The 19,118-nt window shown below is 38.8% G+C and carries 16 protein-coding genes; all 16 read right to left on the bottom strand.

Annotation, left to right across the window (positions count from 1 at the left end; translation table 11 throughout):
- Positions 1–63 precede the first annotated feature (63 nt).
- The gene (pgsA, locus tag NYE67_RS05350) at positions 64–642 is read right to left on the bottom strand and encodes a CDP-diacylglycerol--glycerol-3-phosphate 3-phosphatidyltransferase (RefSeq protein WP_339215569.1); all 579 of its coding nucleotides are present in this window, start codon (positions 640–642) and stop codon (positions 64–66) included.
- Positions 643–688: 46 nt separating this feature from the next.
- Positions 689–1,582, bottom strand: coding sequence for a helix-turn-helix domain-containing protein (locus NYE67_RS05345; protein WP_340729387.1), 894 nt, complete (start codon positions 1,580–1,582; stop codon positions 689–691).
- A 53-nt stretch (positions 1,583–1,635) separates the two neighbouring features.
- A complete protein-coding gene (locus tag NYE67_RS05340) occupies positions 1,636–2,424 on the bottom strand; it encodes a DUF3388 domain-containing protein (RefSeq protein WP_340727269.1) in 789 nt (262 codons plus the stop codon).
- Between the two features lie 203 nt (positions 2,425–2,627).
- The gene (locus tag NYE67_RS05335) at positions 2,628–2,885 is read right to left on the bottom strand and encodes a DUF3243 domain-containing protein (RefSeq protein WP_340729386.1); all 258 of its coding nucleotides are present in this window, start codon (positions 2,883–2,885) and stop codon (positions 2,628–2,630) included.
- 49 nt (positions 2,886–2,934) lie between these two features.
- Entirely contained in the window at positions 2,935–3,663 is a 729-nt protein-coding gene (gene ymfI, locus NYE67_RS05330) for an elongation factor P 5-aminopentanone reductase (RefSeq protein ID WP_340727268.1), read from the bottom strand.
- On the bottom strand, positions 3,660–4,964 hold the full coding sequence (gene yfmH / locus NYE67_RS05325; protein WP_340729385.1) for an EF-P 5-aminopentanol modification-associated protein YfmH: 1,305 nt from the start codon (positions 4,962–4,964) through the stop codon (positions 3,660–3,662). Before yfmH ends, ymfI begins: the two co-directional genes overlap by 4 nt.
- A 3-nt stretch (positions 4,965–4,967) precedes the next feature.
- Positions 4,968–6,230 (bottom strand): EF-P 5-aminopentanol modification-associated protein YfmF, encoded by a 1,263-nt coding sequence (gene yfmF / locus NYE67_RS05320; protein WP_340729384.1) that lies wholly within the window; start codon positions 6,228–6,230, stop codon positions 4,968–4,970.
- 236 nt (positions 6,231–6,466) lie between these two features.
- The gene (locus tag NYE67_RS05315) at positions 6,467–7,426 is read right to left on the bottom strand and encodes an ABC transporter permease (protein WP_340727265.1); all 960 of its coding nucleotides are present in this window, start codon (positions 7,424–7,426) and stop codon (positions 6,467–6,469) included.
- A 1-nt stretch (position 7,427) separates the two neighbouring features.
- Positions 7,428–8,477 carry an ABC transporter permease gene (locus NYE67_RS05310; RefSeq protein ID WP_340727264.1) on the bottom strand — a complete coding sequence of 350 codons (1,050 nt, stop codon included), beginning with the start codon at positions 8,475–8,477 and terminating at the stop codon, positions 7,428–7,430.
- The gene (locus NYE67_RS05305) at positions 8,477–10,018 is read right to left on the bottom strand and encodes an ABC transporter ATP-binding protein (protein ID WP_340729383.1); all 1,542 of its coding nucleotides are present in this window, start codon (positions 10,016–10,018) and stop codon (positions 8,477–8,479) included. Before NYE67_RS05305 ends, NYE67_RS05310 begins: the two co-directional genes overlap by 1 nt.
- Before the next feature lie 317 nt (positions 10,019–10,335).
- Positions 10,336–11,439, bottom strand: a complete 1,104-nt coding sequence (locus tag NYE67_RS05300) for a BMP family lipoprotein (protein WP_340727262.1) — start codon at positions 11,437–11,439, stop codon at positions 10,336–10,338.
- A 61-nt stretch (positions 11,440–11,500) separates the two neighbouring features.
- A complete protein-coding gene (locus NYE67_RS05295) occupies positions 11,501–12,229 on the bottom strand; it encodes a GntR family transcriptional regulator (protein ID WP_336045873.1) in 729 nt (242 codons plus the stop codon).
- Positions 12,230–12,435: 206 nt separating this feature from the next.
- The gene (locus tag NYE67_RS05290) at positions 12,436–14,724 is read right to left on the bottom strand and encodes an FtsK/SpoIIIE family DNA translocase (RefSeq protein ID WP_340729382.1); all 2,289 of its coding nucleotides are present in this window, start codon (positions 14,722–14,724) and stop codon (positions 12,436–12,438) included.
- A 352-nt stretch (positions 14,725–15,076) separates the two neighbouring features.
- Positions 15,077–16,744 carry a ribonuclease J gene (locus tag NYE67_RS05285; protein ID WP_191698352.1) on the bottom strand — a complete coding sequence of 556 codons (1,668 nt, stop codon included), beginning with the start codon at positions 16,742–16,744 and terminating at the stop codon, positions 15,077–15,079.
- Between the two features lie 328 nt (positions 16,745–17,072).
- On the bottom strand, positions 17,073–17,984 hold the full coding sequence (dapA, locus tag NYE67_RS05280; protein ID WP_340729381.1) for a 4-hydroxy-tetrahydrodipicolinate synthase: 912 nt from the start codon (positions 17,982–17,984) through the stop codon (positions 17,073–17,075).
- Positions 17,985–17,999: 15 nt separating this feature from the next.
- Entirely contained in the window at positions 18,000–19,040 is a 1,041-nt protein-coding gene (locus tag NYE67_RS05275; RefSeq protein ID WP_340727260.1) for an aspartate-semialdehyde dehydrogenase, read from the bottom strand.
- Between the last annotated feature and the right edge of the window lie 78 nt (positions 19,041–19,118).

The following is a 19,118-nucleotide window of genomic DNA, read 5'->3' as shown; positions in this document are numbered from 1 at the left end:
TCATAATACTACTATTCCTATCCATAAAGAAAATCTAACCTAGTTTTTTGAAATTTATTTATTTTATTTCGAATCCAACAGTACACGACGGTTAATGTAGAAATAATCCCATCCGGACCATACTGTAAAGATAAGGGCAACATAGAGCATAATCATATCAAATGGTATGCCAACTAAAGTAAAAATTGTGTTGTGTAAAATCAATGCGGAGATTGCGACAATTTGGGCCCAAGTTTTAATTTTACCGAGCTGATTTGCGGCCACCACTTCACCTTGACCGGCCAAAATCAGTCGTAAGCCTGTTACTGCAAACTCACGCGAAATGATGATAATGACAATCCAGGCAGGCGCTAATTCGATTTCCACCAATAATATAAAAGCAGCTGAAACGAGCAGTTTATCTGCAAGCGGGTCCAAAAACTTCCCAAAATTCGTCACTAAATTATATTTACGGGCATAATAGCCATCTACCCAATCCGTTGCTGAAGCGAAAATAAAAATCAGTGCGCCTACAAAATAGTTCACTTGCATTTCCGCGCCAAACAGCGTCATATTCCCCCAACCGAAATCAAACATCATTACAATCACAAATACTGGGATTAATAAAATGCGGGAGACTGTTATCTTATTTGGAATGTTCATTTGTTAACACCTTTCATCGAAAGAAAAGAGCCATCTTAATAGATGACTACTCTCCTTGTTGTTCATTCACTAATTTTAATATGACATTTTGCGTCATACGATCTTGTGCATATGTTAATTCTACATCATTTACATATACTTTAGCCACTTTTGAATTTCCTAAACGAATTCTTGCATATCCATCTGCCGTCGAATCGTTTTCAGCAATTTCCCCTGCTTTGTATACACGTGCAGGAATCTGCTCTTGGCGTTGTTCGTTACGAATGCCAACCCAAGTTTCGCCTGACACTTCAACACGAACATTCAATGTATCTGTTCCAGACACTTCAAATGTTGTATCTTCTCCAGAAACAACACCTGAGCTAATTGTTTGGGCAGGTTCAGGTTCTTCTTCAACCGGTTCTTCTACTGGTTCTTCATCTTCTTCGTTGTTTTCCTCTGTATCTTCTACAGGTTTACTCGGTGTTGAGCTTGGATTTTGTTCATATTCAATCGGTTTATTCTCTTCTTCTACTATATCTGGCACACTACCTATTTTTTTCATATAAAGTGTTGTAATGACGATGATAATAACAATGGCAAATAACGCTACGATGATTTTAGGCATTGTTTCCATCATTTTATTACTCGATGTAGCCTTCATTGAACGGCGGCTTGGACTTTGTGTGAAAGATTGTGCTACCTCTTCTTTCTGCATCTCCGGAATATCCTTGCGATACTCGGTTAAAACTTCATCCGCATCCAATCCAACAGCTTCTGCATACTGCTTAATAAAAGCTCGTACATAAAATGAACCCGGCATAATCGCATAATTGCCTTCTTCTATTCCAATTAAATACCGCTTTTGAATCTTCGTGATATTTTGTAAATCTTCTAAACTATAGCCTCTAGCTAATCTCGCTTCTTTCAAGCGAGCTCCTAGTTCTGTCAAAAAAAACACCTACTTTTAATATATTGAACTAATTAATTCATCATAAAATGAATTCTATTTTTCTAAAATTCAAACCCTCCAAAATGATCCGTACTTGATAACATATTATTCTTTTCAATAATTTCATAAGTAATTTCTTCGTCCGGATCGTGACGTAATTCAATAATGTAATCGAAATCTTCTATTTTATATGATGAATGCTGTACGAAAAGATCTGGATGTTCAATTACTTTAATCGTCGGCATTCCCATGATTTCTCGAACTAATTGCTGGTGTCGTTCGTCAGTTGTACGACGCGTCACAGCACCATCTAAAATAAATATATTATTCCCATTAAACTCATCACCCATTAAAGCATTACGGACAGTTTGTTTAATCATTGTAGAAGAAATAAAAATCCATCTCTTATTGGCACAGACACTTGCAGCAACAATTGACTCTGTCTTTCCTACACGAGGCATTCCACGAATCCCAATTAATTTATGACCATCCTTCTTAAATAATTCCGCCATAAAATCAACTAAAATTCCTAATTCATCCCGGACAAATCGGAATGTATTCCTTTCATCGGCATCCCTTGGAATATAATACCCATGGCGAACTGCCAGCCGGTCCCGCAACTTTGGTTCACGAAATCTGGTCACATTAATATTTTCCATTGTGGAAACGATTGAAATAAACCGTTGAATTGAATCTTCGTTTTCTGTAGACAGCAACATACCGCGATGCCCTTCATCCACACCGTTAATCGAGACAATATTAACACGAAGCATCCCTAGTAGCGAAGCGATATCGCCTAATAAACCTGGTCGATTCACTTGAATTTCGTATTCAAAATACCATTCGCCCATTTTTTATCTGTCCCCTCGTAATAGAAACGTTTTTATTTCTTATAAGTTCCATCATAGCGGATTTTGTACCTATTGAAAAGTTAGAAACCCACGTTTTTCTTAGATTTCTTGAAATTATTTTAGAAAAACCTCTTGCAAAAATTTAAAGGCTGAAAAAAATGCCGCTCACAGATTTTGTGAGTGACATCTTTTTCAAAATTCAATTAATGTGTTGGTTTATTTTGAACAAGTTTCATGATACAGCTGGCAATTGCTTGCTTTTCATCTTTCTCAGCAACTGACCATAAATCTGATAATACACGCTCTTGCTCATTTTGTGGGTCAACGTTTTTCGCAAGATACTCACCAATCTGAACTGCTGCCTTCTCAATCATTTTCGTAGGCATGCCGCTATCTTTTGCGTCAGATACTTGTTTACCTAAAAAGCTTGTCCATTGCTCCCAGTTTTGTAAAATTCCCATATGTTTTTCCCCTCCTCTCGCACAAATAGTATGTGCAAGTATCGGGAAATTATATGTACCATCCGCCATTAATCCGAATTATTTGTCCGGTTACATAATCTGCCTGACCGCTTAAATAAAAGGCCGCCATATTTGCAATATCACGTACTTCTCCAAATGTTTGCAAAGGAATTTGACTTTCAATTTCAGCTCGCTCTTCGGTGCTGAACTTTGCATTCATATTCGTATCAATAATGCCTGGAGCAATCGCATTAACGCGAATGCCATTATACGCAACTTCCTGAGCATAGGCTTTAACGAAACTATGCTGGGCACCTTTCACAGCGGAATAGGCAACTTCCCCGGCAGCACCGACATCGCCCCATATAGAGCCGATGACAAGCACATAACTGACTTTATTGGCACGCAGTTTACTTGCCAGTAACGCTGTTGTACGCATTGGATTTTGAACGTGGACATGCCATAGCTTCGTCATTTCCTGTGCAGGTGTATTTTCCAATAAGTCATAAAACGCATGACCATTTGCAAATACTATTGCTTGCAATGAAAAAATTTGTGCCGCAATTTGTTCGGCCCCGGTGTCACTGCTGAAATCTGCTTTTACTGGCATAAACTCCTGATTCGGGTACTTTTCGTTAAAAGTACGGAGCATACCGTCAATGACAGTATGCCCAGTATGGTAATGCAGATAGAGTGACCAGCCATCCTGTGCCAATTGCCGACAAATTGCTTGCCCAATCGCACCGGATGCACCGCACACTAATGCAAATTTCTTCATTTTTTATCGCGCTCACTAATCGGTAAAATTGTAAACACTGTTTGTTGATTCTCACCTTGAATCGTTTCAAATGCTTTTGCAATATCTTCTACTGTAATCGTTTCAAGTACCGGCACAACATCAAATAAGTTCATATCATTAAATTTATAGCGTGTAAACTGGTTGGCAATAAACTCGATTGAATTTAGTGCGCGTAGGAAGAAACCAATTTTTTTGCGTTTAATTCGCTCTACATCTTCCGTCGTGAATAAGTTCTCACCTTCAGCCTGTGCCAGTTTCTCTTTAATCAAGTTAACAAGCTGCTCCGGCTGTTCTGTATCCGATCCAATTAACGCAAAGCCAAAGCCGCTTTCCAATGTAAAATCATATCCATACGACTCATCGATCAAGCCATCTTCATAGACATCAGTATAAAACGAAGAAGCGCGCCCGAATAAGCATTCTACGGCGATTTGTACAGCAAGTTCATGCTTGAGCATTTCTTCGCCGCTAAGATCGACTTGTTTAGCCTTTAATCCCACATAAACTTTTGGCTTTTGAACATCCATGTGAAGAACGCGTTCTGATGTTGCAACATCTGTAGGCTCTTCATCAAATAGTCGTTTAATATCAGTCGGTTCCGGGAATGTCTTTTTACTTTGATTGTCTTCAATAAATGCCATCATTTCAACAGGATCTACTGCCCCGATAACGAACAGCAGCATATTCGATGGATGATAAAATGTGTTGTAGCATGTATATAAATGCTCCGCCGTAATACCATCAATTGATTCAATCGTACCGGCGATATCAATTTTCACAGGATGATTATGATACATATTTTCAATTGCACCAAAATATAAACGCCAATCTGGCTGATCATCATACATCGTAATTTCCTGACCGATAATCCCTTTTTCCTTATTAACCGTATCCTCAGTGAAATAAGGTTCTTGAACGAAATTCAGTAATGTCTCAGTGCTTTTGTATATATGATCTGTTGCCGAGAATAAATAAGCCGTTCTTGTAAACGATGTAAAAGCATTTGCCTGTGCGCCTACTTCACTGAACTTTTGAAATACGTCTCCATCTTCCTTTTCGAACATTTTATGCTCCAAAAAGTGGGCGATCCCATCCGGAACGGTAATCGGCTCAGTCTCTCCAAGCGGAACAAAAGTACGGTCAACCGAACCATATTTAGTCGTAAACGTAACAAATGTTTTAGAAAAACCTTTTTTCGGCAAAATATATACGTCTAATCCATTATTTAGTTGCTTATAGTATAATGTTTCATCTAGTTGCTGGAATTCAATTGTCTCCATGGATTACTCCCCCTTACCGCATAAGAAATACGTTGCTTGCAATTCGATTTGCTGCGCCATTTTCTGCACATCTTCTTTTGTGACAGATTGCCAGCGCAATGTCCACGTATCTAATGTAAACGGCTCGTCTAAAGTTTTGTACTGGTCAAAAATTTCAATTTGCCCACGAGGTGAATCTAATGCTTCTTTTAACTGGTTAATAAGCATTGCCTTCGTTTGTGCCAATTCTAAATCAGAAATTTCACCGTTTTGCATCGCTTTTAACTGTTCTTCAATTAATTTGCGCGCCTTTTCTTCATTTGCCGGCTCAATACCTGAAACGACAAATAATAATCCGTAGTGTGAGGCATAAGAGCTTGAGGCATAATAAGCTAAACTTTCTTTTTCACGTACATTCATAAATAATTTCGAATGCGCATAGCCGCCGAAGATGCCGTTGAAAATTTGCATTTTCGGGAAATCTTCATCTCCGAATCGCACTGGTGTCGAGTAGCCGATATGCAATTTCCCTTGCTTCATTTCCTGTGTTTCTTTTGTATAAGGTTCAACTTTTGTTGAAGTCGTATCTTCTTTAGTCGGTTGTGGTACATTCCGGTCAGCAAATGGGAAAGCTGCTTTTAACTGCTCCGTCATTTCTTGAACATTAATATCACCGACAACATAAATATCGATCACATCATTTGCGATCATCTCTTCATATGTTTTTGTAAGTGATTGTGGTGTAATTGCTTTTACCGTTTCAATTGTTCCGTTCGCAGAAATAGACGCTGCGCTATTTGGACGCATAATTTCTGTTAATCGTTTTTGTGCATAGCGCGATTTGTCATCAAAAATCGATTGGATACGTTGGATGACCATTTCTTTTTCACGTTTTACAATCGACTCTTTAAATACACCGTTCTCAAAATTCGGCTTAAAGATGGCTTCCTGAATAAGGCTAATTACCTCATTTAATACATTGCCATGCGATAAGTACTGGTCATTAACCGTTTCGACATTTAATAGTACCGTATGCTCTTGACCGCGCTTTGTCGTATCAAAATACAATACCGTCCCAAAAAGGTCATCTAAATAGCTGCGGTAACTAGCCGCTGTTGGAAATTTCTCGTTACTGTGCTGTAGTACATTTGATAATACTGTACGCTCTGCCGCTGTTTCTTCATTTAATGGCGCTCTCCACTTGATTGAAAAGTTCACCGTCTTAAATTGAGCGGTTTGTCGTATATGAAGCGAAACACCTTTCGCAATTTCTGTCTTTAAAAACAAAAAAACTCCTCCTGACTACCTCTTGAATATGGATAAAATTGCTTCTTCTCTACTATACATGTGTTGCCTTCATTTATGCAAAGTTATTATACATACTAAGTGTTCCCTAAATCGTGACAAATATGAACAAAAAGTATTAGCTGTTTTAAATTTTTAAATTTGATTTCTATCCGTGCACTTAATCCACAAAAAAACCGCCTGCACAAATGTTACTTTGTACAGACAGTTATTAAAATTTATCGTTTTCCTTTAATATAAGGAACTCCTGATGCTTTTGGAGCGACTGCTTTACCGATGAATCCTGCCAACGCTAAAATTGTCAGTACATACGGTAAAACTTGCAGAATAACGGATGGAATATCCTGAATAATAGGAATGTTACCGCCACCGATACTTAACGTTTGTGCTAATCCGAAGAACAGCGCAGCGCCTAATGTACCTAGTGGATGCCATTTCCCGAATATCATCGCGGCAATCGCAATGAAACCTTGTCCTGCTACTGTCGAACCAGAGAAATCACCAGATGCTGTCATCGCTAATGATGCACCACCAACACCTGCTAATGCGCCGGAAATCATTACGCCGATATAACGCATTTTTGCTACGTTAATACCCATTGTATCCGCAGCCATTGGATGTTCTCCAACAGAACGAATACGTAAACCGAATGGCATTTTGTAAAGAACAAACCATGCGCCTACCGCAACAACCAATGCAATAATCGTTGTGGAGTATACATTTTGGAACAGTAACGGTCCCAAAAACGGTATATCTGATAAAAATGGTATTTCAAAACGTTGTAATGGTGCAGAAACCATATCTGTTTGACCTTTACCATAAATTAATTTTACTAAGAATACTGTTATCGCCGCAGCAAGCATATTCGCTGCTACACCTGTTACAGTTTGGTCTGCACGGAACGTTACTGCAGCAACCGCAATAATTAGCGAGAAAATTGCTCCTGCCAATAATGCAGCTAATAAAGAGAGCCAAATGACATTTTTCCCAAAGTCAGCATAGTATTCTAAGTTTACATAAATACCTGTAAATGCACCGACAATCATTAACCCTTCAACACCAAGACCAATTACCCCAGCACGCTCCGAGAATAGAGCCCCGATACCTGTTAAAATAAGCGGTGTTGCGTATAAAAGAGCGGAAGGGACGATAAAGTATAACACTTCTAAAAAGCTCATGTTACTTGCCCTCCTTTTTCTTTCCAAATTTCTCTAAACCAACACGCAGAATATAGCCTGATGCTACGAATAAAATAATAACCGCGATAATGATCGATACAATTTCTTCCGGAATTCCAGCTTCGTTTGGCATGTTTAAAGCGCCGTATTTTAGGGAACCGAATAGAGAGGCACCGAAGAATACCCCGATTGGATTGTTTGCACCAAGTAATGCAACGGCAATCCCGTCAAATCCAATTCCTGATGCGGCAGCTTTAATCGATGCGTTTTGATATGTACCTAACGCTTCCATTGCCCCACCTAAACCAGCAAATACACCTGAAATTGTCATAGCTAAAATGATATTGCGGTTTACATTCATACCTGCATATTCAGCAGCATTTTTATTGAAACCAACTGATTTCAACTCATAACCACGAGTTGTTTTTTCCAAGATGAACCACATTACTACGACCATTAAAATGGCAACGAAAATTCCTAAGTGCAAACTTGAGTTATCAGTAATTTCACGTAGCCACTGATTACGTAATGTTGCAGATTCTACAACTGTCGGTGTTTTAAAGCCACCGTCAGATAATGATTTAATGGCAGCATTTGTTAAATATAATGCTGTGTAGTTTAACATAATGGAAGCAATTACTTCGTGTACATGAAGTTTTGCTTTTAGGAAACCTACGATAAATGCCCAGAAAGCACCTGCTGCAGCTGCTGCAAGTAACGCCAATGGCAAGTGGATGATTCGTGGTAGTCCTTCAATTGCATAACCTACATAGGCAGCAGCAAGCCAACCCATTAGCAACTGGCCTTCAACCCCGATGTTAAATAAACCTGTACGGAATGCAAATGCTACTGCAAGACCTGATAAAATATATGGTGTGATTTGGCGAATTGTATTACCAATTGAATAGGCATCTCCAAAAATACCATTCCATAGAGCGATATACCCATCAATGGCGTTATATCCACTGACAACCATGATAATACCACCAACTAGTATACCTAAAACTACTGAGATTAATGGAACGAGTATATTCACAACGCGATTTGACATTATTCGTTCCCCTCCTTGATGGCTTTTGCTTTACGCTTTTCACCGGCCATTAATAAGCCAAGTTCCTGTTCAGAAGTTTCTTTCGGGTAAACAGTATCAACAATCGTTCCATCGTAAATTACCGCAATACGATCTGAAACGTTCATTACTTCGTCCAATTCAAAGGAAACTAATAATACGGCTTTCCCTTTATCACGCTGTTCAATTAAGCGCGAGTGAATAAATTCAATTGCCCCTACGTCCAGTCCACGTGTAGGAAGTGCCGCAATTAGCAGATCCGGATCACGGTCTACTTCGCGTCCAATAATTGCTTTTTGCTGGTTACCACCTGAAAGTGCTCGTGCAGGCGTCATTTCACCTTGACCTGTACGAACATCAAACTCTTCAATGACTTGACGAGCTTTTTCATTAATTTTACGGTAGTCCATAATGAAGCCTTTCGAAATTGGCGACTTATAGTAAGTTTGAAGCGCGATATTATGCCCAATTGGGAAATCCAATACTAGTCCGTGCTTATGACGGTCTTGCGGAATATGTCCAAGACCTGTTTCCGTAATATCACGAGGCTTTAGACCTGTAATATCTTTGCCGTTTAAAGTAACTTTACCGCTTTTAATTTTGCGCAATCCTGTAATTGCTTCGATTAGTTCAGATTGACCATTTCCGTCAATACCGGCAATCCCGACAATTTCACCGCGTCGTACTGATAAGTTCAACCCTTTTACCTTATCAATATTACGGTAATCGGCTACGACTAGATTTTCTATACTAAGAACCTCTTCTGTAGGATGAGCTTCCCCTTTTTCGGTTTTGAACTCGACTTGACGGCCAACCATTAATTCCGCAAGCTGATCCGGGTTTGTTTCAGCAGTAATAACTGTTCCAATCCCTTCACCTTTACGAATAATCGTTACACGGTCAGATACTTCCATAATTTCTTTTAATTTATGTGTAATAATAATAATCGATTTACCTTCTTTAATCAGAAGCTTTAAGATCGCAATCAATTCCGTTATTTCCTGTGGTGTTAACGAAGCTGTCGGTTCATCAAAAATCAGGATTTCTGCACCGCGGTATAAAGTTTTTAAAATTTCTACACGCTGCTGCATCCCTACAGAAATGTCCTCAATCTTTGCGTATGGATCCACATCCAAATTATATTTCTTTGATAAAGCTGCAATATCTTTTGCCGCATCTTTAATATTAATAGCGCCTAGTTTTGTAGGCTCACTACCTAGAATAATATTTTCGGTTACCGTAAAGTTCTCAACAAGCATAAAGTGTTGATGTACCATTCCGATTCCTAAATCGTTTGCTTTGTTTGGATCAGTAATTTTTACCGATTCCCCACGTACTTTTATTTCACCTGCTTCAGGTTGATAAAGACCGAAAAGCACATTCATTAAAGTCGACTTACCTGCACCATTTTCACCGAGTAGTGCATGAATTTCGCCTTTTTTTAATTGGAGGGTGATATTATTGTTCGCTACGAAACTCCCGAATTCTTTCCGGATTCCTAGCATTTCAATCACGTATTCCACAAGACTCACTCCCTTAGGCTTATTTATATTTAAAAAATTTTATTAAAATTAACACATGAAAGATTTTTTTACAAAATCTTTCATCTATTAACTTTTATTCCAATCTTTTGTTCCAATTATACCATTCGACGTGTTAACAATTATATCCTTTTCAATATTATATTGAAATAGAACGCTTACATTTTCACAATTTCTGCAATTATGAAATTTCTGGTAATAGAGATTACACTTTGCAGAATATTTAAAATTATTGTATACAGTAGAAAATCATCATGGGGGAATAAACCCCCATGATGATTACTCCGTAAAAGTTTATATTATTGTTTTGGTTTTTCTTCAGAAACTGTAATTTCACCTGAAGCAATTTTTTCTTTATATTCTTCTACTTTATCCATTACCTCTTGTGGAATTGCGCCACGAGAATCTGCTAAGCCAACCCCATCTTCAGCTAAACCGTAAACAGTTGTTGTACCACCTGGGAACTCACCATTTTTCGCTTTAGTTGCGATATCAATTACAGCAGAGTTAACACCTTTTAACATAGAAGTTAAAGTGATGTTTGTTGAATCATCTACTTGTCCTTCTGCGTATTGGTCAGCGTCAACACCGATTACCCATACGTTAGCATCTTTGTCTTTTGCTTTACGTTCTTTTGCTTCTGAGAATACACCGTTACCTGTACCACCAGCAGCGTGGAAAATAATATCTACACCTGAAGAGAACATAGAGTTTGCAGCGATTTTACCTTTAGAAGCATCATCAAATGCACCTGTGTAGTTCACTTGAATTTCGATATCCGGGTTAACTGCTTCTGCACCTTCTACGAAACCAGCGTGGAAGCGGTTAATTACTGGAATATCTACGCCACCAACGAAACCGATTTTACCAGACTCAGACATTGAAGCAGCAACAACACCCGCTAAGAATGCTCCTTCTTGCTCTTTGAAAAGGATATTTGCAATGTTTGATGCAGTAACATCAGCAGAGTCGATTAATGCTAACATTGCATCTGGGTTATCATTTGCGATTTCTCCAATTGCGTCAGCCATCATATAACCAACACCGAATACTAAATCGAAGTCACGGCGTAATAAGTTGTTTAAGTTTGTGTTGTAGTCAGCATCTGATTGTGATTGTAAGTAATCGAAACCACCGTCACCTTTAGTTAAGCCGTTGTCAGCACCGAACTGTTGAACACCTTCCCAAGCTGATTGGTTGAATGATTTATCATCAACGCCACCAACATCAGTTACCATTGCGATAGAAAAATCTTCGTCAGAACCTGTGTTTGTTTCAGAACCAGTGTTGTTGTTTGAAGTGTCTTTTGAATCCGTTTTTTCTTCGTCGGTACCACATGCAGCCAAGATTGCTCCAGTTGCTACTACAGATGAAATTAATAAACCAAATTTACGCTTTTTCATTAATGAGTCCCCCTCAAAGGTAATTGATATTAGCAGGAATTAAATAATAGAAATTATTGTTCTACACCCGTTTTCGTACTACATGGAAACTAAATTTGTCAGCTCTGAAATAATTTTTTGAATAAAGCACTACACGATCACTTTCGTCATAGTGTAGCTGTTTCAATACAAGTAAAGATGTTTCCGGTCCGCATTTTAATATGGGTGATACTTCATCATGGAAGCCTACAGGATCAATATAGGTCACCGCATATGCGACACGGATGGCACCAGTTTGCTCTAATGCCGAAAAAATTGAAACATTTTGATCACTTATAAATTCTTTTGGCAGTAAACTTGCCGGTACTTTGTCTACACAGTAGACAACTGGCTCATTGTCTGCCGTCCTTACACGTTCAATCGTGATAACATTGTCATCAATGTCCGTTTGGAAGCGTTCCACATCATCTTCCGTAGCCGTTTCTTCCTTTGCACTAATAAAAATTGTGCCAGGCTTCATCCCAGCGTTTTCTATCATAGATGATACACTCGATAATTGCTCAATGCCTGATGAAAATACCGGCTTTGGATTTACAAATGTTCCTACCCCATGACGACGGACTATGATATTTTCTTCTTCTAACAGTCGAAGTGCTTCACGAAGCGTTGCACGACTTACTCCGAGTGTTTTTGAAAGTTCAAATTCAGAAGGTAATTTTTCGTTTTCACAATAAATCCCTTTATCTATATCTGATTTTAAACGATCAATAACTTGTAAGTATAGATGACGATGATCCGCTTTAATAGTCATTTAGTATCACCACCATAACATAGAGATCAGACATCTGATGTACAACATTCCTACTAATTCGTGAATAATATAACACTTTCAACGTAAAAAGAAAACATATTTCTTTAAATGTGTTATGTTATTGTGAAAATTTAGCGAATTTATTTAAAAACTTATAGAAAATAATATATTCAGAAATATTAAAATAGTCCGTTATAATGGGCTTTCTAATACTTTAAAACTTGTCTTGGTTTGCTTCCTTCTGGTGGTCCTACGACGCCGCGCTGTTCCATTTGATCAACAATTCTTGCTGCCCGTGAGTACCCGATTCTAAATCGGCGCTGCAATAAAGAGACAGAAGCGGTTTGCATTTCCATTACAAGTTGAACTGCATCATCATACAATTCATCGGTTTCATCCATTGCATCGATTATCGGTTCATCCGTAGGAATCATCGCTTCCTCGTATTGTGCTTTTTGCTGCTGGATGACACTTCCTATTACTTTTTCCACTTCCTGATCACTTACAAAAGCTCCTTGAACACGTACTGGCTTGGATGCACCTGCTGGTAAATACAGCATATCCCCTCGTCCAAGTAAACGTTCAGCACCACCCATATCCAAAATTGTCCGTGAATCTACTGCGGAAGATACGGCAAATGCAATTCGTGATGGAATATTGGCTTTTATTATTCCGGTAATAACATCTACAGATGGTCTTTGTGTAGCAATAATCAGATGGATTCCTGCAGCACGGGCCATTTGTGCAAGCCTTGTAATTGCGTCCTCCACTTCACTAGAAGCGACCATCATTAAGTCTGCTAACTCATCTACAATAACAACAATATACGGAAGCTTAGGCTGTTTTTCAGACAACCCTTCATTGTTCATCTCAATGAAATCATTATAGCCTTCGATATTTCTTGTACCTGAATGCGAAAATAAATCATAACGGCGTTCCATTTCCGAAACTACTTTTTGCAATGCTTGGGCAGCTTTCCTTGCATCCGTTACAACAGGGGCCAATAAATGTGGAATCCCATTGTACACACTGAGCTCTACCATTTTCGGATCAATCATCATCATTTTCACTTCACTTGGCTTAGCCCGCATTAATACTGAAATAATAATTCCATTAATACATACACTTTTACCACTGCCCGTCGAACCGGCAACAAGTAAATGCGGCATTTTATTCAATTCAGCGGAAATGGATTGACCTGTAACATCTCGCCCTAAGCTCACAAACAACTTTGAGCCCACTTTTACTTGTTCGTTCGCTTCAATTACTTCACGTAACGTGACCATAGCGACTTCACTGTTTGGAACTTCTATCCCAATAGCAGACTTTCCGGGTATCGGTGCTTCAATTCGAATATCTTTTGCCGCAAGTGCGAGCGCTAAATCATCCTGAAGGCCAACAATTTTACTTACTTTTACACCTGTATCCGGCAATACCTCATATTTCGTGACAGCTGGTCCTAAATGTACTTGCGTCACTTTTGCCTTTACACCGAAACTTAAAAATGTTTGTTCCAGCTTTTTAGCGTTCATTTGAATGACCGAATATTCTCCACTTTGATCGTGTTCAGGCGGTGCATTTAATAATTGAAGGGATGGCAGCATATACGTTTGATCTGTATTGGGCGCCATACTCATAATCGGCTCACTCAATGGTACTTCTTCCACATCGATGTCTTTTTGTTTCTCTTGTTTTACTTGCTCAACAAAATTTGAAATAATTGGCTCCTGTCGGACTGGTGCGGCTGTAATAATTAGTTGTTCCAAATCCGCGGCATCTTCTTCTTCCATGGGTGGCTCTACATTAGAACGTCGAACTTTTTTTTTGCTTTCGGCATTTGCCTTACTTAATTTGCTTCGTTTCGTTCTTTTCAATGTGCTCTTAATATCTGGTGCTTTTTCCATTAGTAACGGAACGAGTGCTTTACCAGTAATTAAAATAATACCAATGGACATTAATACGAATGCAGCAATTTTTGTACCTGATGAATCAAACAGCACATGGAACATACTGAACAAAAGTCCGCCAATCATGCCACCGCCAAGTGAGTGACTGCGATTCGTAATGCCCTCCATGCTGATTAGTATTCTCCAAGTTTCTTTTAATACCGAATTTGACAGCAACGTATTTGTGGCAAGTAATTGTTCAAATAACAAGCCATGACTAAATATCGTTAAGCTTGCCCCGACAAAAAGCACTCCATAAACAACACGGGTATTAAAAGCGACACCACGTCGTTTTACCATTAACATTCCTGCGACTAAAAAGCATAGTAACGGAATAATGAAATGCAAATTCCCAAAGAAAAACATCGCCAATGAATGGAGCCATCTACCGACCAGACCAAATTCTAAAAACTCGATAATAGCTATGGCGATCAGCAGCACTCCGATAATTTCATAAGCAAGTGGATGCAGTTCCTCATTACTCTTTGCTTTTAAGGATGGCTTTGCTTTTGGTTTTGGTTTTGATTTAATATTTCTCTTTCTTTCCAATTGATGTTCACCTACTTCAAGTTGTTCCTAATTATAAACGCCGTACTTTTACATTTGGCTTCAATTTCCCCTATAGTAATTTCAACATTTCCTTCGTCTTTTGCAAGGATCGTACTGAAATTAAGTTAGAAAAAGGGCTTTCTCACGCAAATAGTAAGAAAACCCTTTTTTGTTTATTCCTATGGTTCATCCTTATCATATAGGGATGATTTCCATTACGGGTCGGACGCTTTCCGCGGGCACGGCCTGAGCCTGTAGTCTCAGGCATCGTGCTTTTCCCGCTGGAGTCGCCTCCCCTTCATTCCAATCATCTACTTTAATAATTGAAGTGGATTTATAATTATTTTAAAAATTAATATTCCATAATAATTGGAATGATCATCGGACGACGCTTTGTTTTTTGGAATAAGTATTGATTTAATGTATCTCGTATTTCCTGTTTAATATTCGTCCATTCAAACGTTTCTTTACCAACGTATTTTTCAATTACTTCACGTGCCATGTCAGCAGCTTCTTCCATTAACTGCTCTGACTCACGCACATAAACAAAACCACGTGATAAAATTTCCGGACCTGATGCAATCTTCTTCTGTGCACGATTCAGTGTCACAACGACGATAAAAATGCCATCTTGAGAAAGTAACTTACGATCACGTAATACGATATTACCTACATCGCCTACTCCAATTCCGTCGATTAGAACATTTCCGGCTTGTACACGGCCTGTCATGCGCATTTTACCGTTTTTGTATTCGATAATATCGCCTTTATCCGCGATGAAAATTTGTGACTTTTGTAAACCTACTTGTTGCGCCAGCTTAGAGTGCGCAATTAGCATACGGTACTCTCCTTGAATTGGCACAAAGTATTTAGGCTTCATAAAGTTAAGCATTAATTTTAAATCTTCTGCACTGCCGTGACCCGAAACATGTACTTTCTTATTCGATGTCATGACATTTGCCCCTGCTTTTGCAAGTTGATTCATCGTGTTGTACATTTGCACTTCCATGCTTGGTGACGGTGTAAATGTAATTAATACTGTATCTGTATTTTTGATTTTAATATCACGGTGATGTTTACGGACAATTTTATCTAGTGCATCAAGTGGCTCGCCTTTATTGCCTGTTGCCATCACAATGATTTCATCGTCCTGATATTTATGGATTTCATTTACTGGCACAATAATGTCTTCGTCCACTTCCAAATAGCCTAAGTTAACGCCGATATCGACAATTTTCTCTAAAGATTTTCCGACTACTGCAACTTTTCGGTATGATGAAGCAGCTTGTCTAAACACCTGCTGAATACGAATGAAGTTCGAAGCATAAAGTGCTACGATAATTCTGCCTGGTGCCGAGTGGAAAGTTTTTTGCAATTCTTCTGCAACAACCGCTTCACTTGTTGTATAGCCTGGACGTTCTGCTTCAATCGACTCCGATAAAAGCATAAAGACGCCTTCTTCTCCAAGCATCGCCATTTTTGCTAAATCCGGCTTAAACTTGCCTGTTGCCGATTGGTCAAATTTAAATTCACCCGTATGAACGATTGCCCCTTCAGAAGTATGGAACACAATACCTAAAGAATCCGGAATACTATGCGTTGTATGGAAGAATGTCACATACGTTGAATTAAAATTCATACGGCTATTGCTTGTTACTTCAAAGAATTTCACCTGATATGGTGCCGGCAATTCTTTTAAATGTTCTTTTGCCAGTGCAATCGTTAATTTAGACCCGTATACAGGAGCCTTTACTTTTTTTAGTACATACGCAATCGACCCAATTGCATCTTCATGTCCGTGCGTAAGGAAAATTCCTTTTACGCGATCTTTGTTTTCTTCTAAATAAGTAATATCTGGAATAACTATATCAATACCCAGCATTTCGTCCTCTGGGAACATGAGCCCGCTGTCTACTACGAATAGCTCTTCATCGATTTCTATTACATACATTGATTTTCCGATTTCGCCAACTCCACCTAATGGAATGACACGGATTAGTTCATTTTTTGTTTTTGTCACTTTATTTCCTCCTAAATTGTTCCGAACAGCAACCACTTAAACTTCATTATACGGTGAGAATGTCGTTAGTACAAATAAAAAAGTGATTTTATCTTTTTTATGAAAAATATGTAAAAGCTAAACCATTACAGCGCCTAAAGAGTTTGTTGTTTCCAATATAACATATCGCGCGTTCAAATCGATAGCATCGGTCCCGGAATGGATATCAACGGTTTTCATTAGTTAACTTTATTTTAATAAAAAAGACTGTAGGTAAACCCGAATTTCTTCGAGATTATCTACAGTCTGCAACCACTACCTCCATTTGAAAGTAGTGGTTGTTTACTTATTAGTTAGTTTGTAGAGCGCGGAACTGTTCTGCTTTTGCCTGATACGTATTCCAAATGTCATCAAATGCTGCTTTTTCTTCCGGCAGCATTTCCATCATTGGCATACGAACATCTAATGTATCAAAGCCTAATTTTGTCATAGCATATTTAATTGGTGATGGATTAGGCTGTGCAAATAATGCACGGACTAGTGGTAGTAAGGCACGATGAATTTGGGCAGCTTCCTGATGGCGTCCTTCTTCAAAAGCACGGACCATTTGCTGCATATCTTTTCCGACTACATGTGAAGCAACCGAAATGATGCCTCGACCGCCAATTGCAAGTAATGGTAACGTCAACCCGTCATCTCCTGAGTATACGAGGAAGTCTGAATTAACATTTTCAATAATATCACCCATTTGATCCAAATTGCCGCTTGCTTCTTTAATGCAAGTAATGTTTGATACATCCTTGCTTAAAGCGATCGTCGTTTCCGCTAATATATTTGCACCCGTTCGACCAGGTACATTATATAGCATTACCGGCAATGAAGTTTCTTTGGCAATCGTTTCAAAGTGGGCATACATACCGCGCTGGTTTGGCTTATTATAATATGGAGTTACGAGCATGATCCCGTCTGCACCATTTTTTTCAGCATTATGAGTCATCATAATCGAGTAGGCTGTTTCATTATCTCCTGTACCTGCGATCACAGGGATACGTCCTGCCACTTTTTCTACTGTAAAGCGCACGACCTCGATTTTTTCTTCTGTTGACATTGTCGGGTTCTCTGAAGTTGTACCACATGCCACGATGCAATCTGTCCCGTTGTCGATTAAATGGTCAATAATTCTTTCTAGTTCAGGATAATTAATCGTGCCGTCCTTTTTAAACGGCGTAATCATCGCTGTACCAATTCGTCCAAAATCCATTACTAAATCCTCCCCTTATAGTAAGTTATCCTCTAGCATAGCCTCTGCGATTTGAATAGAGTTGAGTGCAGCACCTTTTAGTAAATTATCTGATACAATCCATAAGTGGAATCCTTTTTTATTGTCCAAATCTTGGCGAATACGTCCAACGAATGTCGGCTCCTCGTTTTCTGCAAATATTGGCATCGGATAAACTTGCTGTGTTACATCATCCTGTAAAACGATTCCTGGTGCATCTTTTAATACGTCGAAAATTTGCTGTACTGTCGCTTCTTCGGCAAGCTCGATATATACCGATTCCGAGTGACCTGATACGACCGGTACACGGACACAAGTAGCAGCAACTTTTAATTCAGGTGCTTCCATAATCTTTTTCGTTTCGTTAATCATTTTCATTTCTTCATATGTAAAGCCATTGTCCGTAAACTTATCAATTTGCGGAATGACATTACGTGCGATTGGATAATGTTTTTTATCCGATTTCACAGGAAGAACTTTTGCTTCCACGTTTTTGCCTGCGTCCCATTGTGCGCTTTGATCACGCAATTCATCAATCGCTGCAATACCTGAACCTGATACAGCCTGATATGTCGATACAACAATTTTTGTTAAACCAAACTTTTCACGGATTGGCTGCAATGCTGCGACCATTTGAATTGTTGAACAGTTTGGGTTTGCTATAATCCCTTTAGGAATCGTTTTTAATGCATGACGGTTTACTTCTGGTACTACAAGCGGCACTTCCGGATCCATACGGAAGTGGCTCGTATTATCAATTACAATTGCGCCACGTTTTGCTGCTTCGGGTGCCAAAGCCTCCGAAACAGCGCCACCTGCTGAAAATAATGCAATATCAATACCTTCAAAGCTTTCAGGTTTTGCTTCTTCTATAGTATAAGTCTCACCGTTGAATTCTATTTGATTACCTGCAGAACGAGCAGAAGCTAAAAATTTAATAGATGCAATCGGAAATTTACGTTCTACTAATTTCTCCATCATTTTTGTACCAACTGCTCCAGTTGCTCCTACTACCGCAACATTTAACTTTTTCAACATGTCTCATCTCTCCTAAAAATATCGGTATGTATATAATGTTGGATATTGTAACATATATTATTTGAATTGTGTTAGGAA

Source organism: Solibacillus sp. FSL W8-0474, from assembly GCF_038004065.1.
Lineage (GTDB): Bacteria > Bacillota > Bacilli > Bacillales_A > Planococcaceae > Solibacillus > Solibacillus faecavium.
The sequence above is the reverse complement of the archived record's forward strand: the minus strand, read 5'-3'. Positions and strand labels throughout refer to the sequence as shown.